24 protein-coding genes are annotated in these 23,780 nt (G+C 70.1%); 14 read left to right on the top strand and 10 right to left on the bottom strand.

Annotated elements, in window-relative coordinates; translation table 11 throughout:
• Positions 1–121 precede the first annotated feature (121 nt).
• Positions 122–622 (top strand): RNA polymerase sigma factor, encoded by a 501-nt coding sequence (locus tag H9622_RS08925; RefSeq protein ID WP_191766030.1) that lies wholly within the window; start codon positions 122–124, stop codon positions 620–622.
• A 42-nt stretch (positions 623–664) separates the two neighbouring features.
• On the top strand, positions 665–2,032 hold the full coding sequence (locus H9622_RS08920; RefSeq protein ID WP_191766029.1) for a hypothetical protein: 1,368 nt from the start codon (positions 665–667) through the stop codon (positions 2,030–2,032).
• Between the two features lie 16 nt (positions 2,033–2,048).
• Here H9622_RS08920 and H9622_RS08915 read toward each other — a convergent pair whose 3' ends face one another.
• From H9622_RS08915 to H9622_RS08895, 5 genes are all read right to left on the bottom strand, one after another.
• Positions 2,049–2,843, bottom strand: a complete 795-nt coding sequence (locus tag H9622_RS08915; protein WP_191766149.1) for an SURF1 family protein — start codon at positions 2,841–2,843, stop codon at positions 2,049–2,051.
• Between the two features lie 149 nt (positions 2,844–2,992).
• Positions 2,993–4,111, bottom strand: a complete 1,119-nt coding sequence (locus tag H9622_RS08910) for a GuaB3 family IMP dehydrogenase-related protein (RefSeq protein ID WP_191766148.1) — start codon at positions 4,109–4,111, stop codon at positions 2,993–2,995.
• A 48-nt stretch (positions 4,112–4,159) separates the two neighbouring features.
• Positions 4,160–5,848 (bottom strand): ABC-F family ATP-binding cassette domain-containing protein, encoded by a 1,689-nt coding sequence (locus H9622_RS08905; protein ID WP_191766028.1) that lies wholly within the window; start codon positions 5,846–5,848, stop codon positions 4,160–4,162.
• Positions 5,849–5,974: 126 nt separating this feature from the next.
• Positions 5,975–6,259, bottom strand: coding sequence for a DUF2277 domain-containing protein (locus H9622_RS08900; protein WP_191766027.1), 285 nt, complete (start codon positions 6,257–6,259; stop codon positions 5,975–5,977).
• A gap of 42 nt (positions 6,260–6,301) precedes the next feature.
• Positions 6,302–6,928, bottom strand: coding sequence for a TMEM175 family protein (locus H9622_RS08895; protein ID WP_191766026.1), 627 nt, complete (start codon positions 6,926–6,928; stop codon positions 6,302–6,304).
• 152 nt (positions 6,929–7,080) lie between these two features.
• Between H9622_RS08895 and H9622_RS08890 the strand changes: the two genes are divergently transcribed.
• A complete protein-coding gene (locus H9622_RS08890; RefSeq protein WP_191766025.1) occupies positions 7,081–8,217 on the top strand; it encodes an FAD-dependent oxidoreductase in 1,137 nt (378 codons plus the stop codon).
• 199 nt (positions 8,218–8,416) lie between these two features.
• On the opposite strand, the gene guaB is transcribed toward H9622_RS08890, so the two are convergent.
• A complete protein-coding gene (guaB, locus tag H9622_RS08885; protein WP_191766024.1) occupies positions 8,417–9,919 on the bottom strand; it encodes an IMP dehydrogenase in 1,503 nt (500 codons plus the stop codon).
• A 359-nt stretch (positions 9,920–10,278) separates the two neighbouring features.
• Between guaB and H9622_RS08880 the strand changes: the two genes are divergently transcribed.
• From H9622_RS08880 to H9622_RS08855, 6 genes are all read left to right on the top strand, one after another.
• A complete protein-coding gene (locus H9622_RS08880) occupies positions 10,279–11,583 on the top strand; it encodes a branched-chain amino acid ABC transporter permease (protein ID WP_225221836.1) in 1,305 nt (434 codons plus the stop codon).
• Positions 11,584–11,586: 3 nt separating this feature from the next.
• Positions 11,587–12,564 (top strand): branched-chain amino acid ABC transporter permease, encoded by a 978-nt coding sequence (locus H9622_RS08875; RefSeq protein ID WP_191766023.1) that lies wholly within the window; start codon positions 11,587–11,589, stop codon positions 12,562–12,564.
• A complete protein-coding gene (locus tag H9622_RS08870) occupies positions 12,554–13,612 on the top strand; it encodes an ABC transporter ATP-binding protein (RefSeq protein ID WP_404802863.1) in 1,059 nt (352 codons plus the stop codon). Before H9622_RS08875 ends, H9622_RS08870 begins: the two co-directional genes overlap by 11 nt.
• Before the next feature lie 74 nt (positions 13,613–13,686).
• Positions 13,687–14,406 carry an ABC transporter ATP-binding protein gene (locus H9622_RS08865; protein WP_191766145.1) on the top strand — a complete coding sequence of 240 codons (720 nt, stop codon included), beginning with the start codon at positions 13,687–13,689 and terminating at the stop codon, positions 14,404–14,406.
• A gap of 138 nt (positions 14,407–14,544) precedes the next feature.
• Complete coding sequence (locus tag H9622_RS08860) at positions 14,545–15,174, top strand: ClpP family protease (protein ID WP_191766022.1); 630 nt, start codon at positions 14,545–14,547, stop codon at positions 15,172–15,174.
• Positions 15,171–15,758, top strand: coding sequence for a ClpP family protease (locus tag H9622_RS08855; protein ID WP_191766021.1), 588 nt, complete (start codon positions 15,171–15,173; stop codon positions 15,756–15,758). Before H9622_RS08860 ends, H9622_RS08855 begins: the two co-directional genes overlap by 4 nt.
• A gap of 123 nt (positions 15,759–15,881) precedes the next feature.
• Here H9622_RS08855 and H9622_RS08850 read toward each other — a convergent pair whose 3' ends face one another.
• Positions 15,882–16,592, bottom strand: coding sequence for an MBL fold metallo-hydrolase (locus tag H9622_RS08850; protein ID WP_191766020.1), 711 nt, complete (start codon positions 16,590–16,592; stop codon positions 15,882–15,884).
• A gap of 77 nt (positions 16,593–16,669) precedes the next feature.
• Between H9622_RS08850 and H9622_RS08845 the strand changes: the two genes are divergently transcribed.
• Complete coding sequence (locus H9622_RS08845; protein WP_191766019.1) at positions 16,670–17,194, top strand: TetR/AcrR family transcriptional regulator; 525 nt, start codon at positions 16,670–16,672, stop codon at positions 17,192–17,194.
• Here H9622_RS08845 and ligD read toward each other — a convergent pair.
• From ligD to H9622_RS08830, 3 genes are all read right to left on the bottom strand, one after another.
• Complete coding sequence (gene ligD, locus H9622_RS08840; protein WP_191766018.1) at positions 17,191–18,435, bottom strand: non-homologous end-joining DNA ligase; 1,245 nt, start codon at positions 18,433–18,435, stop codon at positions 17,191–17,193. The two genes, H9622_RS08845 and ligD, sit on opposite strands and share 4 nt — an antisense overlap.
• Positions 18,436–18,497: 62 nt before the next feature.
• Entirely contained in the window at positions 18,498–18,848 is a 351-nt protein-coding gene (locus H9622_RS08835) for a helix-turn-helix domain-containing protein (RefSeq protein WP_191766017.1), read from the bottom strand.
• A gap of 224 nt (positions 18,849–19,072) precedes the next feature.
• Positions 19,073–19,981 carry a Bax inhibitor-1/YccA family protein gene (locus tag H9622_RS08830; RefSeq protein ID WP_191766144.1) on the bottom strand — a complete coding sequence of 303 codons (909 nt, stop codon included), beginning with the start codon at positions 19,979–19,981 and terminating at the stop codon, positions 19,073–19,075.
• Positions 19,982–20,124: 143 nt separating this feature from the next.
• Between H9622_RS08830 and H9622_RS08825 the strand changes: the two genes are divergently transcribed.
• The 4 genes from H9622_RS08825 (at position 20,125) to H9622_RS08810 (ending at position 23,778) form a co-directional block, all read left to right on the top strand.
• Positions 20,125–21,135, top strand: a complete 1,011-nt coding sequence (locus H9622_RS08825; protein WP_191766016.1) for a glycerophosphodiester phosphodiesterase family protein — start codon at positions 20,125–20,127, stop codon at positions 21,133–21,135.
• A 34-nt stretch (positions 21,136–21,169) separates the two neighbouring features.
• Positions 21,170–22,186 (top strand): ABC transporter ATP-binding protein, encoded by a 1,017-nt coding sequence (locus H9622_RS08820; protein WP_191766015.1) that lies wholly within the window; start codon positions 21,170–21,172, stop codon positions 22,184–22,186.
• Positions 22,183–23,283, top strand: coding sequence for an ABC transporter permease (locus H9622_RS08815; protein WP_191766014.1), 1,101 nt, complete (start codon positions 22,183–22,185; stop codon positions 23,281–23,283). Before H9622_RS08820 ends, H9622_RS08815 begins: the two co-directional genes overlap by 4 nt.
• A gap of 147 nt (positions 23,284–23,430) precedes the next feature.
• Positions 23,431–23,778 carry a sugar ABC transporter ATPase gene (locus H9622_RS08810; protein ID WP_191766013.1) on the top strand — a complete coding sequence of 116 codons (348 nt, stop codon included), beginning with the start codon at positions 23,431–23,433 and terminating at the stop codon, positions 23,776–23,778.
• Positions 23,779–23,780 lie beyond the last annotated feature (2 nt).

The raw sequence follows: 23,780 nt of genomic DNA, 5'->3' as shown, positions 1-23,780 counted from the left end.
CGTGATTCCGGGGCGCCGTCCGGCATTGCGGCGCCGGATGCCCGTGGACGGCCGTGCAAGAATCGGCCCACATCCGACACATCCTCACTGAGCGGTACGTCGGCCGCGCGAAGGAGCGTCGATGGACCACCGAGCGGACGGGGCGTGGTTCACGTCCGAGGTCGCCGCGCACCTCGACGCGGTCTTCCGCTACTTCCTCCGCCGCGCGGCGCGTCGCGATGCTGACGACCTGACCGCCGAGGTCTTCGCGACAGCCTGGCGCCGCCGTGAGGACATCCCCGGAGAGGCGATCCTTCCGTGGCTATACCGCACCGCGGGATACGTGCTGGCCAATCATCGACGACGGATGCAGAGCATCCCTTCCTCCCTCCCGGACGCACCGCTGGACGACGACCACGCTCAGCGGATCGCCGACGTCGACGAGATCACCCGAGCGCTCGCGCGTCTCTCGGAGCGCGATCGCGAGATCCTCCTTCTCCACGCGTGGGAGGGGCTCGACGGCAACGAGCTCGCGGACGCACTCGGCATCTCCCGGTCGGGCGCTCAGGCCGCGCTCTCGCGTGCGCGTTCGCGGCTGCGCGCCGTGTGGGAGCCATCGATGCAAGATGACGGCTCGTTCTGACACAGATCAGGTGAGGGATGCCGCGACGAGACGAGGCGCAGAATGGACGACTTCACCGATGACGAGCTTCGTGCGCTGCGCGCGGCGGATCCTGCCGGGGAGGCAACGGCACCGCAGGCACTGCGCGATCGGGTTGCTTCGCTGGTCGTGGCCGAGGCGGACACCGCCCAGGCACGGCGCCGGTCGCGGTCGCGCTGGCTCGCTCCGATCGCGGCCGGCACGTCGGTTCTCCTCGCGCTCGGGGCCGGCTACGCCTGGGGCACGGGTGCGATCGGTCTGAGCCCGGCACCATCGCCGCTCGCCGTCGCGACCGGGACGCCGGAGGACCCCGCGGCGCCGGTGGGGCTCGACGGTGGCGCGGACGGCGAACTGCAATCGGGGGTGACGACGGGTGGTGAGGCGGTGGTGACCCCCGGCATCGAGCCGCTCATCTTCCCCGTGGGAGGCATGCGCCCGGACGGGCAGCGCTTCATCGTGCCCGCGTTCGAAGAGGTTGCCGGCCGCGCGAACGTGTACGCCGTGGACGCGGGCGCCCAATTCTCCGCCGAAGACACCGCCCGCATGGCGACGGCGCTTGGCGTCGACGGCGACGTGCGCGCTCTGCAGCCCGAGGCAGGCGGAGGGTGGGTCGTCGGCGACTCCCCGGGCGCCTCTTTCACGGTCTCTGCGTGGATGGGCGATGCGTCGTACAGCAGCGGTGTCCCGCACCCGGTCACCTCGTGTGAGGAGAAGGCCACCGCACTGCATGGACGTGACAAGGTCGACGGAGACGGAACCTGGGCGTTCGGCCAGGAGATGATCCGCTGCATGGCCGAGACGCCGTTACCCGGCGACGAACTGGTGCACGAGTCCACCGCCGCTTTCTTGAACGCGATCGGCTTCACGGAGGAGTCGGCGAAGATCACGACGACGACGGACGCATCGGGCCACACCGTAATGGTGACCGCGGCGAGAGTGGTCGAGGGGAATGTGACAGAGATCGCCGCACACATAGAGGTCTCGTCCGAAGGGATCCTGTCCGCGTCCGGCCCGACCGGACAGGTCTTCTCGCTGGGCGACTACTCGATCGTCAGTCCGGCGGCGGCGGCGGCACGGCTCAATGACCCTGCGTACGCACCGCAACTCGTCGCGTGGCCGGATCACCCTCCGCGGACGACCGATACCGCCGAGCCGACAGCGCCGCCCCGAGCTCCCGCCGCGGGATCTGCCGTCCCGTGGTCGATCGTGGAGCACGAGATCGTCTCGGCACGGCTCGGGCTGGCGCTCCTGGCGGGCGAGGACGGGCAGCAGTACCTCGCCCCGGCGTACGAGTTCACAGCGACGGACGACACCGTATGGAGTGTGCTCGCGCTCGCCGAGAACCATCTCGACACGACGGCGCCGTCACCGGGCGCGAGCGTCCTGGAATGAAGGGGCGGAGCCGACCTCAGACGGCCGACGCCGCGGCATCCGCTTCGTCCTGTTCGTCCTCGAAGTCCTCGAGTTCCTTCTCCCACGCGTCCTTCGCGAGGCGGTACCAGAGGTAGAACGCGAAGCCCGCGAAGATCGCCCACTCCACGGCGTAGAAGATGTTGAGCCAATTGACGTTCGATGACTCGTCCGGCGCGGGGGATGCGATGGCGACGAGCGGCGCGGGAGCCTTCTCCGACGCCAGGTACGGGCGGTACACGTCCACGCCCTCGACGTCGGTCCACTGCCCGAGCAACGCGGCCGGCGACATGCGGGTCATCGTCTGCGGGTCGACGTCGGCGGCCGGCGGCACGGGCCCCTCGTCCGAGATGAGGCGCCCGGTCACCGTCTCGGGCGTCTTGACGGGGGACGAGGTGACCGCATCGAGTATGCGGACGGCGTCTTGCGCCTCGTCGAGCGTGGGCGCCCAGCCGAGCGCCACAGCGAGCGAGGTCGGCTCGTCGGTTCCCGCGAGCCGCAGCTGCCCGGTGACCCAGTAGCCCTCGACGTCGTCGTTGAAGCGCGACGACACGATGAGGAAGTTCCCCGGCAGCCAGAACCCGTCGACGCTCACGCGCTGGCCGACCAGCGGCTCGGGCAGGTACTCGCCAGGCCCGGCGACTTCGGCGATCGGGCGGACCACCTCGGTCGCGCCGGCGGGCGGAGGGTCGGTGTCGATCGCTCGACTCAGCTGCCACTGGCCGAGCCACGCGAACACACCCGCGACGACGAGGCAGAGCAGCAGCATCCCGATCCACTGCGGACGCAGCATGACCTCGCGCAGGGTCGGCGGGAAGACATCGGGAACGGATGCCGCGGCCGGCACACCCTCGGACTGCGCGGCGCCCGACATGCCGTCGCTCGAGGGTTCGGGCTGGTCCGTCGCGTTGCTCTCGCTCGACGACCCGGGATCGGTCTCGGTCACCGCGTGCTGTAGGGCGCCACGACGACCTCGACCCGCTGGAACTCCTTGAGGTCGGAGTAGCCGGTCGTGGCCATGGACTTGCGCAGCGCCCCGATGAGGTTCGCGGTGCCGTCGGCGACGGGTGCGGGGCCGTACAGGATCTCCTCGAGCGAGGCGACCTGGTCGACCTTCACGCGGCGGCCGCGCGGCAGCTTGGAGTGGTGAGCCTCGGGCCCCCAGTGGAAGCCCTTGCCCGGGGCATCCGTCGCCCGCGCCAGCGCGACACCGAGCATGACGGCGTCAGCGCCCATTGCGAGCGCCTTGACGATGTCGCCCGAGGTCCCCACGCCGCCGTCGGCGATGACATGCACGTACCGGCCGCCCGACTCGTCGAGGTAGTCGCGGCGCGCGCCGGCGACGTCGGCGACCGCGGTCGCCATCGGCGCGTGCAGCCCGAGGGTCGCACGAGTGGTGGATGCCGCGCCCCCGCCGAACCCGACGAGCACGCCCGCCGCGCCGGTGCGCATGAGGTGGAGGGCTGCGGTGTAGGTGGCGGCGCCGCCGACGATCACGGGGACGTCGAGGTCGTAGATGAACTTCTTGAGGTTCAGTGGCTGGTCGACCGACGAGACGTGCTCGGCCGACACCGTGGTGCCCCGGATCACGAAGAGGTCGACACCGGCGGCGACGACGGTCTCGTAGAGCTCCTGCGTGCGCTGCGGCGTGAGCGCGCCCGCGACGGTGACGCCTGCGGCGCGGATCTCTGCGAGGCGGTCGCGCACGAGCTCGGGCTTGATCGGCTCGGAGTACAGCTCCTGCATGCGGCGGGTCGCGGCAGCCTTCTCGAGCCCGGCGATCTCCGCGAGGAGCGGGGCAGGGTCGTCATAGCGGGTCCAGAGGCCCTCGAGGTCGAGGACGCCGAGGCCGCCGAGCTGGCCGAGCATGATCGCGGTCTGCGGGCTGACGACGGAGTCCATGGGGGCGCCGAGCACCGGGATGTCGAAGCTGAACGCGTCGATCGTCCACGTGGTGGAGACGTCCTCGGGGTTTCGGGTGCGCCGCGACGGCACGACCGCGATGTCGTCGAACGTGTACGCGCGGCGTGCGCGCTTGGCGCGGCCGAGTTCGATGTCCATGCTCACGCACCCAGCCTACCCGCCGGGGTTCCCGCGGCCTCATCCCGCTCAGCGGTCGCGGGCGACGCGGGCCTCGTCCCAGACCGGCGCATCCGACTCGAACACGCGTCCATCGGCTCCGAAGACGAGGAACCGGTCGAACGACTTCGCCAGCCAGCGGTCGTGCGTCACCGCGAGCACCGTGCCCTCGAACCGGGCGAGGGCGTCCTGCAGGGCTTCGGCCGAGACGAGGTCGAGGTTGTCGGTCGGCTCATCCAGCAGCAGCAGCGTGGCGCCGGAGAGCTCGAGCAGGAGGATCTGGAACCGCGCCTGCTGCCCGCCCGACAGGCTGTCGAACGTCTGCTCGGCCTGGCCGACGAGCCCGTACCGGTCGAGGGCGCTGCTCGCGGCATCCCGCGGCAGTCCTGCGCGGGCATCCTCACCGCGGTGGAGGATGTCGAGCAGGGTGCGGCCGGTGAACTCGGGATGCCGGTGGGTCTGGGCGAACCAGCCGGGCACCACGCGGGCGCCGAGCACCGCGCGGCCGGTGTGGTCGACGGCCGGAAGTCCCGCACCGGTCGTCGTCACGTGGCCGAGGCGTCCGTCGGGGTCGCTGCCACCGCGAGCGAGCAGCCGCAGGAAGTGCGACTTGCCCGAGCCGTTGGAGCCGAGCACCGCGACGCGGTCGCCGAACCAGACCTCGAGGTCGAACGGCTTCATCAGACCCGTCAGTTCGAGCTGCTCCGCCACGACTGCGCGCCGGCCGGTACGCGCGCCACGCAGTCGGAGCACCAGGTCCTGCTCGGGCGGGCGCTCCTGCGGCGGGCCGGCCTCTTCGAACTTGCGCAGTCGCGTCTGGGCGGCCCGGTAGCGCGACGTGAAGGAATCGTTGGCCGTCGCCTTCACCTTGAGCGTCGCCACGAGCGCCTTGAGCTTCGCGTGCTGCTCGTCCCACCGGCGGCGCAGCTCGTCGAGGCGGGCCATCCGGTCGTCGCGCGCCCGGTGGTATGTGCCGAACCCACCGCCGTGCACCCACGCGGTGCTGCCGGCGCCGCCCGCCTCGAGCGTCACGATGCGATCGGCCGCGCGAGCGAGCAGCTCGCGGTCGTGCGACACGAGCAGCACGGTCTTGGGCGTCTCGCGCAGCCTCGCCTCGAGCCAGCGCTTGCCCGGCACGTCGAGGTAGTTGTCGGGCTCGTCGAGCAGGAGCACCTGGTCGGGTCCGCGCAGGAGCGCCTCGAGCGCGAGCCGCTTCTGCTCCCCGCCCGACAGCGTGGTCAGCTCGCGGAAGCGCGCGCGGGAGAACGGGATGCCGAGCGCCGCGATCGTGCAGGTGTCCCACACCGTCTCGTACTCATAGCCGCCGGCCTCGGCATAGTCGGCCAGAGCGCTCGCGTACCGCATCTGGGTATCGAGGTCGTCGTGCTCGATGATCGCGGCCTCGGAGTCCTCGAGCTCGCGGGCCGCGCGTCGCACGCGGTCGGGCGCGACGGAGATGAGCAGGTCGTGCACGGTCTGCCCAGCCTCGCCGTGACCGACGAACTGGTCCATGACGCCGAGCCCGCCGTCGATCGAGACGACGCCCGACAGCGGCGGCGTCTCGCCGCGCACGATGCGCAGCAGTGTCGTCTTGCCGGCGCCGTTCTGGCCGATGAGCGCCGTCGTCGAGCCCTCGCCGACCCGGAAAGACACCTCGTCGAGCAGCGGCCGCCCGTCGGGCAGCGCGTACGAGACGGCGGCGATGTCGATGTAGCCCACGGTTGTTCCCTGTCTGCTCCCGGGCGCTTGGATGCGGGAAGGGGAGCCGATCAGATTACCTCAGCGCGTTTCGTCTCGCTTCGCTTGCTCGACGACCGGGTGGAGAGAAGTGACGGATGCCGCGCCTCAGGCGGCCGGCGCCGCGTACCGCCCCGACTTGATGGCCCGCTCGCGCGCCTTCGCCGCCTCGACCTCGCGGTTCTTCGGCGGGGCGACCGCGACGAGGTCGTCGAGCAGGTGCTGCGTGACGTGGGCGATCTCGTGCACGGCGCGGTCGAACGCCTCCTGGTTCGCCTTCGACGGCTTCGTCGTGCCTGCGATCTTGCGGACGTACTGGAGTGCCGCGGCGTGCACCTCGTCGGACGTCGCCGCGGGCTCGAAGTTGTGGAGAGTGTGGATGTTCCGGCACATGGCCCCGACGATACGCCGGGCTCCCGACCAGGTCGAGAGCCGTCAGGCGGGGTCCTTGCCCCGGAGCAGCCGTGTGAGCACTCCGTCCAGCAGGAACAGCAGGAAAGCCCACGAGCCGATCCACGGCGCCGTGACGACGACGAGGGCGCCGATGATGACGGCGCTGAGCGCGCCACGGCCGTAGGCGGCGGCATCCGCTCTGCTCAGGTCCGGCAGCATCACCTCGCGATTGCGGACGGCCCACTGCCACTGCAGCCAGCCGAAGAGGATCGCGAGGAAAAAGGTGAGGGGCATGGCCAGGCGCGCAGCGAGGAACTCGGAGTACTCGGTCGTCAGATTGGTCGCGAACGGCACGAGCACGATGAAGAGCAGTCGTCCGTTGTTGAGCCACACCATCGTGGCGTCCACGCGGGCGACGTGCTCGAACTGCTGCACGTGAACCATCCACAGCAGGCACAGCAGCACGAAGCTGAGCGCGAAGTTGACGATCAGCAGCGACATGTCGCCGAGCGCCGCCCACATCTCGCCGTCGGACTCCACCTCGCCGAGCGAGTGCGTCGTGAGATCGAGCACGAGGAGCGTGGCCGCGATGGCGAAGACGCCGTCGGTGAAGGCCTCCAGACGCGTGGTGCGCTGGGTCGCCGCCGGGTGACGCCGCTGCCTGATCACGGCATCAGGGTAGCGACCGGGTCGCGTTCGGGCGAGTGTCACAGTCCGTCACCGCGAGACTTCGTGCCTGCGACGAGACGTCGTGCGTGTGGCGCTGTCTCGTCACCGACGCGATGTTTCGCCGGCCGGCTCACGGCGTGGAGGATGGGAGTGTGAGCGAGCGCATCCCCTTCGTCGTGATCGGTGCCGGCGCGATGGGCCTGGCGACCACGTGGCAGCTGGCGCGGGGCGGACATGGTGTCATCGCCCTCGAGCAGTTCGAGCGCGGTCACACCCGCGGCGCCTCGCACGGCGCCACCCGCAACTTCAACAACGCCTACGGCGAGGACCACTACCTCGACCTGCTGGCCCTGGCGCGCACCGGCTGGGACGACCTCGCCCGCGCTACCGGCGAGCCGCTGCTGCGCCTGCACGGCCTCGTCACACACGGCGACGACGCGCTCGTCGCCCACGTGCACCATGCGCTGACGGCGCGTGGCGAGCGGGCCGAGCTGCTCTCCGAGGCCGAGGCGGCGCAGCGCTGGGCGGGCATGCGGTTCGCGGGTGACGTGCTGCTGACGGAGGATGCGGGGGTCGTGCGCGCCGACGCCGCACTGCGCGCACTCGAAGACACGGCGCGGGCGCACGGCGCCGACGTGCGCTTCGGGCAAACGGTCGTCGACGTGGCGGAGGACCCTGACGGCGTGACCGTGACCGTGACCGTCGAGTCGGCCGGAGAGCGCTACCTTCTGCGTGCCGATGTGGTCGTCGTCACCGCCGGGGCATGGACAGGGCGCCTCCTGCCCGCGGGCTTCGCGCTCCCGCGCCTCACCGTCACCGAGGAGAGTCCCGCACACTTTGCGCCGCGTTCCCCGGGTGACGTGTGGCCGTCGTTCAACCATTTCCTCGGCGGATCGGACGCAGCCGCCGGCCACGCTCCGCACCCGGGACAGACCTACGGCATGCCGACGCCCGGCGAAGGCGTCAAGGTGGGGTTCCACCACGTCGGTCCGGTCGTCGACCCCGACGACCGGTCCTTCCAGCCGACGCCCGAGCTCGCGCGGAGCCTCGAGGACTACGTGCGGGACTGGTTCCCGGGTCTCGATCGGGCATCCGCGCAGCCCATCAGCTGCACGTACACCTCGACCGACACAGAGGACTTCGTGCTCGACCGCCGTGGCCGCATCGTGGTCGGGGCGGGGTTCTCGGGCCACGGCTTCAAGTTCACGCCGGCCGTCGGCGGCGTGCTCGCGCGTCTCGCCGTCGACGAGACCGCGCAGGCGGCGGCGCCGTTCCGGATCGAGCGCTGAGAGCAGAAGAGCGGATGCCGCAGCATCCGCTCATCTTCTCTCACACGACGCCCGGCGAGACGGCGTCCTCGCCGCGGGACGTCGCGCGTGGCCATCAACGGACGGCGAGACGACGTACCTGCGACGAGACGACGTTCCGGTGGTGCTGCCTCGTCGCGAATGCGCTGTCTCGGCCTGCCCGCTGCGGGGCTCGCGCTGCTCAGCGCTTGTAGTTCGGCGCCTCGACGACGATCTGCACGTCGTGCGGGTGCGACTCCTTGAGACCGGCCGGCGTGATGCGCACGAACTTGCCCTTGGCCTTGAGCTCTTCGACGGTGCGGGCGCCGACGTAGAACATCGACTGGCGCAGGCCGCCGACGAGCTGGTAGGCGACGGCGGAGACGGGGCCGCGGTAGGCGACCTGGCCCTCGATGCCCTCGGGGATGAGCTTGTCGTCGCTGGGCACGTCGGCCTGGAAGTAGCGGTCCTTCGAGTAGGAGGTCTTCTTGCCGCGGGTCTGGAGCGCGCCCAGCGAGCCCATGCCGCGGTACATCTTGAACTGCTTGCCGCCCTGGAAGACGATCTCGCCCGGCGACTCGTCGGTGCCCGCGAGGAGTGAGCCGAGCATGACGGTGTCGGCGCCCGCGACGAGGGCCTTGGCGATGTCGCCCGAGTACTGCAGGCCGCCGTCCGCGATGATCGGGATGCCGGCCTCGCGGGCGGCGAGGTACGCCTCGTAGATCGCGGTGACCTGCGGGACGCCCACACCTGCGACGACGCGCGTCGTGCAGATGGAGCCCGGCCCGACGCCGACCTTCACCGCGTCGACGCCGGCGTCGATGAGCGCCTGCGCGCCCTCGCGGGTCGCGACGTTGCCGCCGATGACGTCGATGTGCTCGAACGAGGCGTCCGCCTTGATCCGGCGGACCATGTCGATGACGCCGGCGGACTGGCCGTTGGCGGTGTCGACGACGATGACGTCCACCCCGGCGTCGCGCAGCGCCTCGGCACGCTCCCACGCGTCGCCGAAGAAGCCGATCGCCGCTCCGACGCGCAGGCGGCCCTGCTCGTCCTTGGTGGCAAGGGGGTACTTCTCGCTCTTGTCGAAGTCCTTGATGGTGATGAGGCCAGCCAGAGTGCCGTCCTCCTCGAGCAGGGGCAGCTTCTCGACGCGGTGCTGCGCGAACAGCGCGATGACCTCGCCGGCGCTGATGCCGACCCGGCCGGTGACGAGGTTCTCGCTCGTCATGACGTCGCGCACCTTCGTCGTCTGCCGCTCGAAGCCCGAGACGAAGCGCATGTCGCGGTTGGTGACGATGCCCACCAGGCGATTGTCGGCGTCGACGACCGGGAGGCCCGAGATGCGGTACTGGGCGCAGAGGGAGTCGACCTCTTCGATGGTCGCGTCGGGCGTCGTGGTGATCGGGTCGGTGATCATGCCCGACTCGCTGCGCTTGACGCGGTCGACCATCGAGGCCTGCTCCTGGATGGACAGGTTGCGGTGGATGATGCCGATCCCGCCCTCGCGTGCGATCGCGATCGCGAGTCGCGCCTCGGTCACCGTGTCCATCGCCGCCGAGAGGAGGGGCGTGGCCACCGTGATGCGGCGGGTCACACGCGACGACGTGTCGGCCTCGCTCGGGATCACGTCGGTGTGTCCTGGCAGAAGCAGGACATCGTCGTAGGTCAGTCCGACGAAGCCGAAGGGGTCGTTGTGCTCCATGGTCCTCCTGCGCTCGCGGCGCGTTTCTCAGGTGGTCGACGACGGCCGGTGCGCGGGAACGCTCCGTATTCGATTCTAAGCGTCGGCCGGAGCCATTTGTTCCCGCGCTACCGGACAGTGCGGGCGACGGAGGTCGCCACCGCCGACCGCCTTGGCTGGACCAATTCCGATCCGGTCACAGGTCGGCCGGAGTAACTAGGGGAAACACGGCCGACACATTACAGTCGTACCGTCGTTGATCACAGCCGATGCGACCCGGGCCTCGGTGTGCATCGTGCTGAACTGGAGGTTCTGTGAGTCCTGCGACTGTGGCCACAAGGGGATACCCCCGTTGGGTCGTCGTCCTCGTCGGAGTGCTGATGGCAGGAGCAATGCTGTTCCTCGCCTCGCCGTCCGGCGCCCATGCTTCTGCAACTGCCCCCGACACCCCTGGGGGTGACCAGGAGCAGACCGCCTTCTACTTCGGCGGAGTCATCACGTTCGACGGCGAGCCCGTCCCCGACGTGGTGATCTCGGTCGACGGTGGCGGGTTCGAAGCGGAGACGATCACCGACGCCGACGGCAAATGGCGTCTGTACGTTCCCGAGAAGGACGAGTACACCCTCGTCGTCGATGAGGACACCCTCCCCGACGGAGTCATCGTCGACCCCGCTCAGCTGCCTGAGGGCATGCAGCCGAACTCGGGCACGACGGCGGAGTTCGACGTCGAGTTCGGGGCGACCGGCACGAAGATCGTGAACCTGTTCCTCGGTGAGGGCGAGCGCCTCACCACGTCGTTCTGGGACCAGTTCACCGAGCGCCTCATCAACGGCATCAACTTCGGTCTGCTTCTGGCGCTCGCCGCGGTCGGTGTCTCGCTCATCTTCGGTACGACGGGCCTCACGAACTTCGCGCACGCGGAGATGCTGACCTTCGGCGCCGTGATCGCGCTGGTGTTCGGCGTGAACTTCGCGATCCCGATGTGGATCACGATCCCGATCGTCGTCATCGCCGGCGCGGCACTCGGCTGGGCGCTCGACGCGGGCCTCTGGCGGCCACTGAGGCGAAAGGGGCTCGGCCTCGTCCAGCTCATGATCGTCAGCATCGGTCTGTCGCTCGCGATCCGCTACACGTACCAGTTCTTCATCGGCGGCGGCACGTACCAGCTGCCGGGCGCCGGCGCACCGCGTGACATCCGCCTCGGCCCGATCGCCGTGTCGTGGATCGATCTCGCCTCGATGGGCATCTCGATCGTCCTCCTCCTCGCCGTCGCCTACTGGCTGCTGCGCACCCGCATCGGCAAGGCGACGCGAGCGATCTCCGACAACCCCGGCCTCGCCGCGGCCTCGGGCATCAACGTCGACCGTGTCATCCGGATCGTCTGGATCCTGTCGGCATCGCTCGCCGCCGTCGCCGGTGTGCTGTGGGCCTACTTCCGCCCCGGTGTGAAGTGGGACATGGGCGTGCAGGTGCTCCTGCTCATCTTCGCCGCCGTCACGCTCGGTGGTCTGGGAACCGCGTTCGGCGCCCTCATCGGCGCGCTGATCGTCGGAATCCTGGTCGAGCTCTCGACGCTTCTCGGCATCCCGCCGGACATGAAGTACGTCGGCGCGCTGGCGGTCCTGATCATCATTCTCCTGGTGAGGCCGCAGGGCCTCCTGGGTCGTAAAGAGAGGCTTGGCTAGGCCATGGATTGGGGACAGATTCTCAACAACACGGCTTACTGGCTGTTCAGCCCCGAGACGATCGCGTACGCCCTCGCGGCGACCGGTCTCGCGGTGCACTTCGGCTACGCGGGCCTGCTCAACTTCGGTATGGCGGGATTCATGGCGCTGGGCGCCTACGGCTACGCGATCTCGATCCTCACCTTCGGGTGGCCCTGGTGGGTGGGCATCATCGTGGGATGCCTGGCCTCGGTCGTCTTCGCGATCATCCTCGGTATCCCAACGCTGCGCCTGCGCGCCGACTATCTCGCCATCGTGACCATCGCGGCGGCGGAGATCGTGCGACTGGCCCTCACGACGCAGCTGTTCGACGAGTGGACCAACTCGGCAGACGGCCTCGGCGGGTACCACGCCGGGTTCCGCGCGGCGAACCCGTTCCCCGAGGGCACGTACGGCTTCGGTCCATGGACGTGGACGGCGGACCAGCTCTGGGTGCGCGTGTTCGGCGCCATTCTTCTGGCGATCGCCGTCTACCTGGTGTGGGCGCTCATGCGCAGCCCGTGGGGCCGCGTGCTCAAGGGCATCCGCGAGGATGAAGACGCCGTGCGCTCGCTCGGAAAGAACGTCTTCGCCTACAAGATGCAGGCGCTGATCATCGGTGGCATCTTCGGCGCCCTCGGCGGCGTGGTCTTCGCGCTCCCGTCCGCCGTCGTCCCCGCCACCTACACCACCTCGCTCACGTTCTTCATCTGGACGATCCTCCTGCTCGGCGGTGCGGCGACCGTGTTCGGTCCCGTCGTCGGCTCGGTGATCTTCTGGGTGATCATGGGCTTCCTGGGGAACGTCCTCCCGGCTCTGGCGAACTCGGGCATCCTGCCCATCTCGTCGGTGCAGGCGGGCACCCTGCGCTTCATCCTCGTAGGTGTCGCGCTCATGCTCATCGTGATCTTCCGCCCGCAGGGCATCTTCGGCAACAAGAGGGAGCTGACCTTTGTCAAGTAACAGCACGCCTCCGGAGCCCGTGACGCCGGACGGCGAAGCGCCGCCGGCAGCAGGCTCCGCGCCCGCTGGCACCGGCGCGGTCACCACCGCGACCGGCAGCATCCGTCGTCCCAAGACGACCGGGCTCGCGAAGGGCGACTCCGTTCCCGGTGTCGCCAAGAACGACCCCATCATGGTCATCGACAACGTGACGCGCCGCTTCGGCGGCCTCACCGCCGTCGACGTCGACCACCTGGAGATTCCGCGCGGGGCGATCACCGCCCTCATCGGGCCGAACGGCGCCGGCAAGACGACGCTGTTCAACCTGCTGTGCGGCTTCGACAAGCCCAACTCGGGCACGTGGTCGTTCGACGGCACCAACCTGTCCGGCATCCCGTCGTTCAAGGTCGCCCGCATGGGTCAGGTCCGCACCTTCCAGCTGACGAAGGCGCTGTCGCTGCTCACCGTGCTCGAGAACATGAAGCTCGGTGCGACGTCGCAGAAGGGTGAGCGGCTCTGGGCCAGCATCATCCCCGCGATGTGGCGCAAGCAGGACGACGCCAACGAAGAGAAGGCGATGGAGCTGCTCGCGCGCTTCAAGCTCGACGCGAAGGCCGAGGACTACGCCGCCTCGCTCTCGGGCGGACAGCGCAAGCTCCTCGAGATGGCTCGCGCGCTCATGAGCGACCCGACCCTCGTCATGCTCGATGAGCCCATGGCCGGCGTCAACCCGGCCCTGACCGAGTCGCTGCTCGACCACATCCTCGACCTGAAGGACCTCGGCATGACGGTCCTCTTCGTCGAGCACGACATGCACATGGTGCGGCACATCGCCGACTGGGTGGTCGTCATGGCCGAGGGTCGTGTCGTCGCCGAGGGCCCGCCCGAGACGGTGATGAACGACGCCGCGGTGATCGACGCCTACCTGGGCAGCCACCAGGATGTCGACCTCGGCGTCGTCACCGGCCGCGTGGCGGGCGAGCACAGCGCCGCCGAAGAGGAGCTGCTCGAGGAGATCAAGGAGGCCGAAGAGGCCTCGATCGCCGAGGCCGAGGAGGAGAAGAAGTGAGCAACACGTCCCCGACGGGTGCACCCTCGACGACCGGAGCCGGTTCGGTCGAGGCCGCGCGCACCGACCGTGTCGTGGTCGAGGTCAACGACCTGTACGCCGGCTACCTTCCGGGCATCAACATCATCCAGGGTGCGAACCTCCTGGCGCGCAAGGGTGAGCTGATCGGCATCATCGGCCCGAACGGCGCCGGCAAGTCGACGCTGCTCAAGGCGATCTTCGGCATGGTGAAGGTGCGCTCGGGCTCGATCACAGTGAACGGCGATGACGTCGTCGGCCTCAAGTCCGACAAGCTCGTCACGCGCGGCGTCGGGTTCGTGCCGCAGACGAACAACGTCTTCCCGTCGCTCAGCATCGAGGAGAACCTGCAGATGGGCCTCTACCAGGCTCCGAAGCAGTACGCCGAGCGCCTGGAGTTCGTGACCGGCATCTTCGCCGAGCTGGGCAAGCGCCTCAAGCAGCGCGCGGGCTCGCTCTCAGGCGGTGAGCGCCAGATGGTCGCGATGTCGCGTGCCCTCATGATGGACCCGGCGGTGCTGCTCCTGGACGAGCCGTCCGCGGGTCTGTCGCCGGTCCGTCAGGACGACGCGTTCATCCGCGTCTCCGACATCAACAAGGCCGGCGTGACGACGATCATGGTCGAGCAGAACGCCCGCCGCTGCCTGCAGATCTGCGACCGCGGCTACGTCCTCGACCAGGGCCGCGACGCCTACGAGGGCACCGGTCGCGACCTGCTGAACGACCCGAAGGTCATCGGCCTGTACCTCGGCACCCTCGGGACCGACGCAGCCTGACCTGAACAGGGACAGGAGAAGAGCGGATGCCTCGGCGTCCGCTCTTCTCTTTCGGTCGAAGACGTGGATCCGCCGTGGGCGGAGCGGCTGACGGCGGAAACGGATGCCGCGGCCCGGCACCGCGCGCAGGCTGGGCGCATGGCAGAAGAAGGCAAGATCCCGATGTTCGGCGCCGAGGCGCGACGCGAGCTGTTCCATCAGCGCGTGCTCGTGCTCGACGGTGCACTCGATGACGACAACGGCACCCTCCTCGCGACGCAGCTGCTGGCGCTGGCGGCCGAGGACGAGGCATCCGATATCTCCCTCTGGATCCACTCACCCGGCGGATCCGTCCCCTCGATGCTCGCGATCCGCGACGTGATGCACCTCATCCCCAACGACGTCGCGACGCTCGCTCTCGGGCTCGCCTGCAGCGCGGGGCAGTTCCTGCTGTCGGCGGGCGCTCCCGGCAAGCGCCGGGCGCTGCCGCACGCGCGGATCCTCATGCACCAGGGATCGTCGGGCATCGGCGGGTCGACGGTCGACGTCGAGGTGCAGGCCGGCGACCTCCGGCACATGCGCGACACGGTGCTCGGCCTCATCGCCGCCGACACCGGTCAGCCGATCGACCGTGTGTTCGAGGATTCGCTGCACGACCGCTGGTACACCGCCGCCGAGGCGCTCGAGTACGGCTTCATCGACGGCGTGGTCGACGATTTCGCGCAGGTCGTGCCCCGGCGCCGGCGCACCGCCGGCCTCGGCGTCGGTCCGGCGGAGGTGGCGGCATGAACTCGTACACGATCCCGAACGTGGTGGCGCAGCATCCGCGCGGCGATCGCGTCATGGACGTCTACTCGCATCTGCTCGCCGAGCGCGTGGTCTACCTCGGCACGGGGATCGACGCGGGTGTGGCCAACGCGCTCATCGCGCAGCTGCTGCACCTCGACGCCGAGAGCCCGGAGCGCGACATCCAGCTCTACATCAACTGCGAGGGCGGCGATCCGGCGGCGATGCTCGCGGTGTACGACACGATGCAGCACGTCCGACCCGACGTCGCGACGACGGTCGTCGGCCAGGCGATCGGCGTCGGGGCGGTGATGCTCGCGGCCGGCGCGGCCGGCAAGCGCGCCGTGCTGCCGCACGCGCGGGTCGTGCTGCATCAGCCGGCGGGGCAGGGGCGGGGCGCGATCCCCGACCTCATCCTGCAGGCGGACGAGCTCGTGCGCGTGCGCGGCGAGGTCGAAGAGATCCTGGCCCGCCATACGGGCAAGGATCCGGCGCAGCTGCGGGCGGACACCGACCGCGACCGGGTGTTCACGTCGACGGATGCCGTCGCCTACGGCCTCGCGGATCACGTGCTCGCCGAGCGCTGACGCTGTCGCCGGTGCCGGGCCGCGCCGCCCAGCGTGCACTGTTGAGTGTCCTCAGATGCGGTCCTCGCGACGCCGGAGACTCCACATCTGTGGACACTCAACCCAGGCGCGGCAGGGCTCGGGTCAGGCGGCGGCGCGGACCGCCGCGGCGACGTCGGCGGGCGAGCCCCGCCACGGCGTGCCGTGGCCGGGCAGCACCCACGTCGCCTCGAGTCCGGCCAGGCGGTCGAGCGACTCGAGCGCGAGCGCAGGCTCGTCCGTGAAGGGGGCGGGCTGCATGCCGGCGCGACCGGTGAGCACATGGCGCGTGGTGAGCGCGTCGCCCACGAACACGGCCTCGGCGATCGGCACGTGGATCGCGATGCTGCCGGGGGAGTGCCCGGGCAGCCCGACGACCCGCGGCGAGCCGGGGAGGTCGAGCACGTCGCCGTCGGCGACCTCGACCACCTGGGTGAGGTACTCGGTGCGGAAGCCCTTCTTGCGCAGGGCGTACGCCGCGAACCCGAGCGTCGGGCCGATCCGCAGCGGCCCCATCGGCGTCTTCGGCTTGTCGCCGCCCTGGGCGCGGTCGGCGTCGGCGGCGTGCACGTAGACCGGCACGCCGTGCTCGCGGCGCAGGCGCTCGGCGAAGCCGATGTGGTCGCTGTCGCCGTGCGTGAGCACGAGGCCCCGGACGTCGTCGAGCGAGCGGCCGATCGATGACAGCTCGGCGGTCAGGTCGTACCAGTGGCCGGGGAGCCCGGCGTCGATGATCGTGATGCCCTCGGGCGTCACGATGAGGTAGGCGGCGACGATGTCGTTGCCGATGCGGTGCAGGTGCGGACCGATTCGCATGATGTCCTCCGTGATCTTGTGTTGGCTATGGTACATAGCTATCATGGCTTAAGTCAATAGCCATCAAGGAGGACCCCATGCCGACGCCTGACCGCACGTCCCTCGGCGCGATAGTCGACGCGGGCCGCACACTGCTCGAAGTGGGCGGTCCGTCGACGGTCACGATGCAGGCCGTTGCCGAGCGCGTGGGCGTGCGCGCGCCCTCGCTCTACAAGAGGGTCCGCGACCGGGAGGCGCTGCTGCGGCTCATCGCCGAGGCGACCATCGACGATCTGGGCGGCCGGCTCGCGGCATCCGATGGATCACTCCCCGCCCTGGCTCGCGCCTACCGCGCCTTCGCGCACGACCGTCCGGAGGGATTCCGTCTGATGTACGCGGTGGAAGGAAATGCCGACGCGATGGGTCGGGCGAGCGAGCCGGTGCTGCGCGCTGCCCGCGCGGCCGCAGGCGAGCAGCGCGCGCTGGACGAGGCGCGGCTGCTGACCGCCTGGGTGACGGGGTTCGTCTCGATGGAGCTCGCCGGCGCCTTCCGGCTCGGGGGAGACATCGATCAGGCCTTCGAGTACGGGTTGCGTCGCCTGGCGGAGAGCGCCCCGCGCTAAGCGGATCCCTCGCGGCCGGGCCAGACCTTGCCGGCCCACGGGTCGTAGTCGGCGATCAGGTCCTCCTGTGCAGGGCGGTCGTCCTCGGGCACGTGCTGCAGGTTCACCCGCACCCGGTACCAGAGCGAGCTCGACCCGCGCATGCCGTCGACGAGCACGTCGGCAGGATGCAGCTGTGCGGTTGCGGCGGGATGCTTCGCCTTCCACTCCTCGAGCGCCTCGAGCGCCTCGGGCTTGGTCTTCGTGCGCGCCACCTCGACGAGGGGCATCGTCGACTGGCGCCGCCCCTCGCCGTCGCCCGCGCGCGGCGGCTTCTCGGCGGGGCCGAGCTTCTCGGCCAGCGTGAGCAGCCCGTCGAGGGCGCCCACGGCGTCGTCGATACCACGGTGGGGATCGCCGATCTCGGCGTAGCGTTCGAGCACGCGCGCGACGGTGAACTCCTCGGGGCGCCGCACGGCGACCTCGTCCCAGTCCATGGGGGTCGAGACGCGCGCGTCGGGCAGCGGGCGGATCGAATATGCGGATGCCACGGTGCGGTCTTTCGCATTCTGGTTGAAGTCCACGAACACGCTCTCGCCACGCTCCTCCTTCCACCAGCGGGCGGTCGCGAGTCCCGGTGCCCTGTTCTCGACCTCGCGGGCCAGCGTCTCGGCGGCGAGTCGGAGCTGCGTGTAGTCCCAGTGCGGCGCGATGCGCACGAGGATGTGCAGGCCGCGCGACCCGCTGGTCTTCGGCCAGCCGACGAGGCCCACCTCGTCGAGCACCTCACGTGCGACCATGGCGACGTCGACGATCTGCGACCACTCCACGCCGGGCATCGGGTCGAGGTCGATGCGCAGCTCATCGGGGTGATCGAGGTCTTCCGCGCGGATCGGATGCGGGTTGAGGTCGAGACACCCCAGATTGACGACCCAGGCGAGGCCCGCGGCATCCCGGATCACCGCCTCCTCGGCAGAGGTGCCGCGCGCGTAGTGCAGCGTGGCGGTGTCGATGAAGTCGGGGTGGTTCTCGGGCACGCGCTTCTGGAAGAAGGCCTCCTGATCGATGCCCTTGACGAACCGCTTGAGCACCATGGGCCGGCCGCCGGCCCCGCGCAGCGCCCCGTCGGCGACGGCCAGGTAGTACTTCACGACGTCGAGCTTCGTCAGCCCGGGCTCGGGGAAGACGACCTTGTCGGGGCTCGAGATGCGCACCTCGTGTCGGCCGATCTCGAGGAACTCCTCTTTGCGCGCTGGGCTCACCCGCCCCACGCTAGCCCGGGGCCCGGACGGCGGCCAGGGCTTGCGCGTCGGGGTGCGGGCCGTCAGGCGGCGAGCGAGTAGGCGGCCCGCACGCCGACCGCGGTGCGCTCGGGCGCGTGCGCGCGGAGCTCGTCGACGACGGCGGCGGTGAGCTCGATGAGCGTGACCTCGAGAGCGCCTGCGACGGCGGCGATCATCTCGCTCGACGGCTCCTTCAGCCCGCGCTCCATCTCGGACAGGTACTGCGGCGAGAGGCCGGCGCGCTCGGCGGTGTCGGCGAGCCGCTCGCCGCGGTCGTGCCGCAGGCGGCGCAGCTGCTCGCCGAGGGCGTCGCGCCAGAGCGGTTCCGGCTCGCGCGAGGCGCGCGGTGCGGCGGGTGCGGGCGTCGTCGGCAACGGGATGATCTCGGCCATGTCGAAACGATAGAACCCGGATGGGGCGAGCCTCGACCTCTTCCGCTCAGAGCAGAACGGGCCGACGTCGTGCACAGAATCGGATGCCGCGGCCGACACGCCGGGCGTCGCGTGTCGACCCCGGCGTGTCGTCACGATCTCCGATGTTGCGGCGGACGACCCGGCCGCGGACGCGAACGGCCGCCCGGAGGACCGGGCGGCCGTTCGAGAACGCGGGCCGCGGGCTAGTTGGAGCCGCGGACGATCGCGATGATGCGCAGGATCTCGATGTAGAGCCAGACGACGGTCACCATGATGCCGAAGCCGCCGAGCCAGCCGTACTTGCGGGGAGCGCCGTTGCGCACGCCGCGCTGGATCGAGTCGAAGTCGAGCACCAGCGAGTACGCGGCCATGATCACGACGAGCACACCGATGATGAGGCCGATCGGGATGCCCATGATCGTGTCGCTCAGCAGGCCGAACGGGTTCGAGTTGACGCCCGTCCACATGAGGACGAGGTTCAGCAGAGAGAAGACGAGGTAGCCGACCATGGCGATCATGAAGACTTTGGTCGCCTTCTTGGAGGCGCGGATCTTGCCGCTCGCGAAGAGGGCGAGGGTCACGCCGACGACCGACAGGGTGCCGAGCGTCGCCTGCAGGACGATGCCCTCCCAGATCATCTCGAAGTAGGCCGAGATTCCGCCGACGAAGAGACCCTCGAACGCCGCGTAGGCGAAGATGAGCGCGGGGCGCACCTTCTTGCGCGACGTGAAGATCACGACGAGCGAGAGGATGAAGCCGCCGAAGAGGCCGATGAGCCACGGCGTGAGCGTCGGCTGGCCGGTCGCGGCGACGGTGGACATGGTCCACACCCAGCCGACCACGGCGGTGACGAGCAGCACGCCGAACAGGCCGACGGTCTTCCAGATGGTGTCCTCGACCGTCATGCGGTCGGTCTCCAGAGCGCCGGCGGCGGGAGCCGTGTACATGCCCTCGAGCTGAGCCTGGGCGGCGGCATCGGTGCCCGCGTGCTGCGCGGTGGCGAACTGCGTCTGGGCGGCGGGGGGCGTCAGGCCGGGACGGCCGGGGTAGGTCTTGGCGGCCTTCGAATCCTGGAAGGCCGGATTGTTGAACGCGGGGTTGTCGAGGGCCACTGCTCTCACACTCCAAGTCACGGGGTCGAACAGCACGGTGCTGTTGATCAACGATATCCGACCAGGCGCGCGCCGGGTGGGCGGAGGGCTGTGAGTGGGCTATGAGCGGATGCCGCGTCCCCGCGCGCGGGTAGCCTGAGACGATGGCGCGCCGCACCCCGCTCGTGATCGGGCACCGCGGCGCCCCGGGCTACCGACCCGAGCATTCGCGCTCGTCGTATGATCTCGCTCTCGAGTTCGGCGTCGACGCGGTCGAGCCCGACATCGTGGTCTCGGCCGACGGGGTGCTGGTCGTGCGCCACGAGAACGAGATCTCGGGCACGACCGATGTCGCCGACCGCATCGAGTTCAAGGACCGCCGCACCACGAAGACGGTGGACGGTGCCGAGCTGACGGGCTGGTTCGCCGAGGACTTCACGTGGGACGAGCTGTCGACCCTGCGCTGCCGTGAGCGGCTGCCGAAGCTGCGGACGACGAGCGCGAGCTTCGACGACTCCCAGCCCGTTCTGCGACTGCGCGACGTGCTCGACATCGTGCGGGCTGCGTCGCTGGCGCAGGGCCGCGAGATCGGCGTCGTGCTCGAGATCAAGCACGCCACCTACTTCGCCTCCATCGGCTGGGACGTGGCCGAACTCATCGACGGCGAGCTGCGCGAGGCAGGCTGGGGAGCGGGGCAGCTTCCGCTCATCATCGAGTCCTTTGAGTCGACCGTGCTCCACGCGCTGCAGGAGCGAGGCATCCCTGCCGCCTACGTCTATCTGCTCGAGGCGGCGGGGCGGCCGTTCGACCTGTTCGCCGCGCACGGCAAGGCGGCGCCGACGTACCGCGCGACCGCGAAGCCGGAGGGACTCGACGGCTTGGCCGGCCGCGTCGACGGCATCAGCGTCGACAAGCGAATGATCCTCGCGCCCGACAAGCTCGGGCGTCTCACCGGCCCGTCGCCGATCATCCGCGATGCGCACGAGCGCGGTCTGCGAGTCTTCACGTGGACCTGTCGGCCCGAGAACAACTTCCTGATCGGCCAGTTCCGCGGCCGCGGCGGTGCGGCGGCGTTCGGCGACTGGGAGTCGGAGTGGGCAGTGATCCGGGATGCCGGGGTCGACGGCGTCTTCGTCGACCATCCCGATCTCGGCGTGGCGTTCTTCGGTTCCTGAGGTTCCCCGCGGCGCGTATGAGATTGTGAGTCTCATGACCTCCCCCGGCATCGTCGTCGAAGGAGTCCGACGCGCGTTCGGCGACATCCAGGCGGTGCGCAACGTGTCGCTCGTGGCGCACGCGGGCCGCGTGACCGGACTCGTCGGACCCAACGGCTCGGGCAAGACGACCCTCCTCCTCATGCTCGCCTCGCTCCTCGCGCCGGACGCCGGCTCGATCCGCATCGACGGCGTCGACCCGATCTCCGACCCGCACGCGGCGCGCGCCCTCATCGGCTGGATGCCCGACGCCCTCGGGGCGTGGGACGCGCTCACGTCGCGCGAGACGCTGGTCGTGACCGGCCGGCTGTACGGGATGCCGAAGGCCGAGGCATCCGCTCGCGCCACCGCGCTGCTCGAAGAAGTCGGTCTCACGGCGCTCGCCGACTCTCCGGCGAAGGTGCTCTCGCGTGGTCAGAAGCAGCGGCTCGGACTCGCCCGCGCCCTGGTGCACGAACCGCGCGTGCTTCTGCTCGACGAGCCGGCGTCGGGTCTCGACCCCCAGGCGCGCATCGATCTGCGCGTGCTGCTGCGCCGGTTCGCGGCCGAGGGGCGCACGGTCCTGGTGTCGAGCCACATCCTCTCGGAGCTCGAGGAGGTCGTCGACGACGCCGTGTTCCTCGTCGCAGGCGAGGCGGTCGATGCCGGGCGCGTCGAGGCGGCCGCCCGCCGCGCACGACCCTGGCGGGTGCGGCTCGACGGGGTCGAGGCGTCCGACGCGCGTCCGCAGGTCGCGGCAGCGCTGCGACTGTCTCCCGAGTCGATCACGGTCGATCGGCGCGATGTCGTGGTCGAGATCTCGTCCGACGAGGATGCCGTCGCCGCGCTGCGGGAACTCGTCGCGGCCGGGCTGGCCGTCGCCGAGTTCGCCGCCGCACAGGGCAGCCTCGAGCGCACGTTCCTCGACCTCGGCAGGGGAGTGCCTCCGCAGGAGGCAGCGGCCGAACCCGCGCCGCCCGCACCGCCCACCGTCGGTGGCGAGCAGACGAACGACGAGGGGGCGACGGCATGAGCGGTCAGCGACTCGGAACCATCGTCCGCCTCGAGCTGACCCAGCGCACCCGCAGCATCGCCTGGTACGTGATGCTCGGCGTCTTCGGCTGCCTGCTGCTGATCGTCACGCTGCTGTCGTTCCTGGCGTTCGGCTCGCTGGAGGATCAGCAGGGCCAGGCCGTCTACTCGACGATCGTGTACATCACCCTGCTGCTGATCGTCCTCGTCTCACCGACGCTCAGCGGCAATTCCATCAACGGGGATCGGGATGCCGCGACCCTCGCCCCGGTGCAGGTCACACTCGCGACCACCGGCGAGATCCTGATCGGCAAGTTCCTCGCGGCGTGGGTGACAGGCCTCGCCTTCGTCGCCGTGTCGGTCCCCTTCCTCATCGCCGCGACTCTGGCGGGCGGCGCGAACGCGGCGACCATCGTGGTGTCGCTCGTCGTGCTCATCGTCGAGGTCGGCGTGATCGCCGCGATCGGCGTCGGGCTCAGCGGCATCCTGGCCCGTCCGCTCTTCTCGGTGGCGACCACCTACCTCGTCGTTGCCGCGCTCGTGATCGGCTCGCTCATCGCATTCGGGCTGCTGGGCGCGACCATGCGCACCGAACAGGTGAACAACTACCGCGCGATCGACTGGGAGCAGTACCAGGGCGACGACTTCCCGTGCATGCCGGGCGAGGAGCCGTCCGCGGACTATCCGTGCAAGGACGAGGGCCAGCTCGCGTGCGGCGAGTGGGAGACGTACACCTACGAGGTTCCGCGGTTCGACCGGGTGTGGTGGATCCTCGCCGCGAACCCGTTCGTGATCCTCGCCGACGCGACGCCGACGACCTTCGACAGGGGCGGCTATCCCGTCGACCTCTTCGGGCAGATCAAGACCGGCGTGCGCGGGGCACAGCAGGCGCCCGAGGCCGAGACGACCTACGACGAATGCAGTCCGCCCGCGAACGAAGAGACCAAGACTCCGGAGGAGATCGTCGACGAGACCGCGCCGAGCTGGTTCGTCGGGCTCGGCCTGCAGGTGCTGCTCGCGGCCGGGTTGCTCTGGTGGGCCTGGGCCCGCACCCGCACGCCGGCCCGCACGCTGCCGCCCGGAACCCGCATCGCCTGACGCTCGACGGGCTGGTGCGGCCGTGACGGCGCCGATAGGCCACCGGCTCCGGCCCGTCAAGGGTCCTGCGGGCGAGCGGTCGACCGGTGAGGATCGGACGATCCACCCGCACGTGCCACCGCTGCTGCGGTGAACGGAAGGAGAATCATGAGCGACTCGAATCCGGTCGATGACACCGCCCCCGCCGGCGGAGACCAGCCCGCTGTCCAACCGCTGCGCGACGGCTATGCGTCGGTCGAGGCCGACCCGCAGCAGGACCCCGCACAGGCCGAGTGGGATCGCACCACGGCGCTCGATGCGGGAGCGGCCCCGGAGGAGCTGGACGGCGACACCGCGACCGGCGCCGACCCGGCGATGATCCCCGACGAGCGCGACGAGATCCCCGCGGAAGACCTGCCGGGCCGGGGCGTGCAGCCCGAGACCCAAGGACTCGCGCCCGTCGACGCCGAGCTCGGCGACGAGGGGCAGGGAGACCTCGCACCCGAGGACCTCTGACG

Source organism: Microbacterium gallinarum (assembly GCF_014837165.1).
GTDB lineage: Bacteria > Actinomycetota > Actinomycetes > Actinomycetales > Microbacteriaceae > Microbacterium > Microbacterium gallinarum.
The sequence above is the reverse complement of the archived record's forward strand: the minus strand, read 5'-3'. Positions and strand labels throughout refer to the sequence as shown.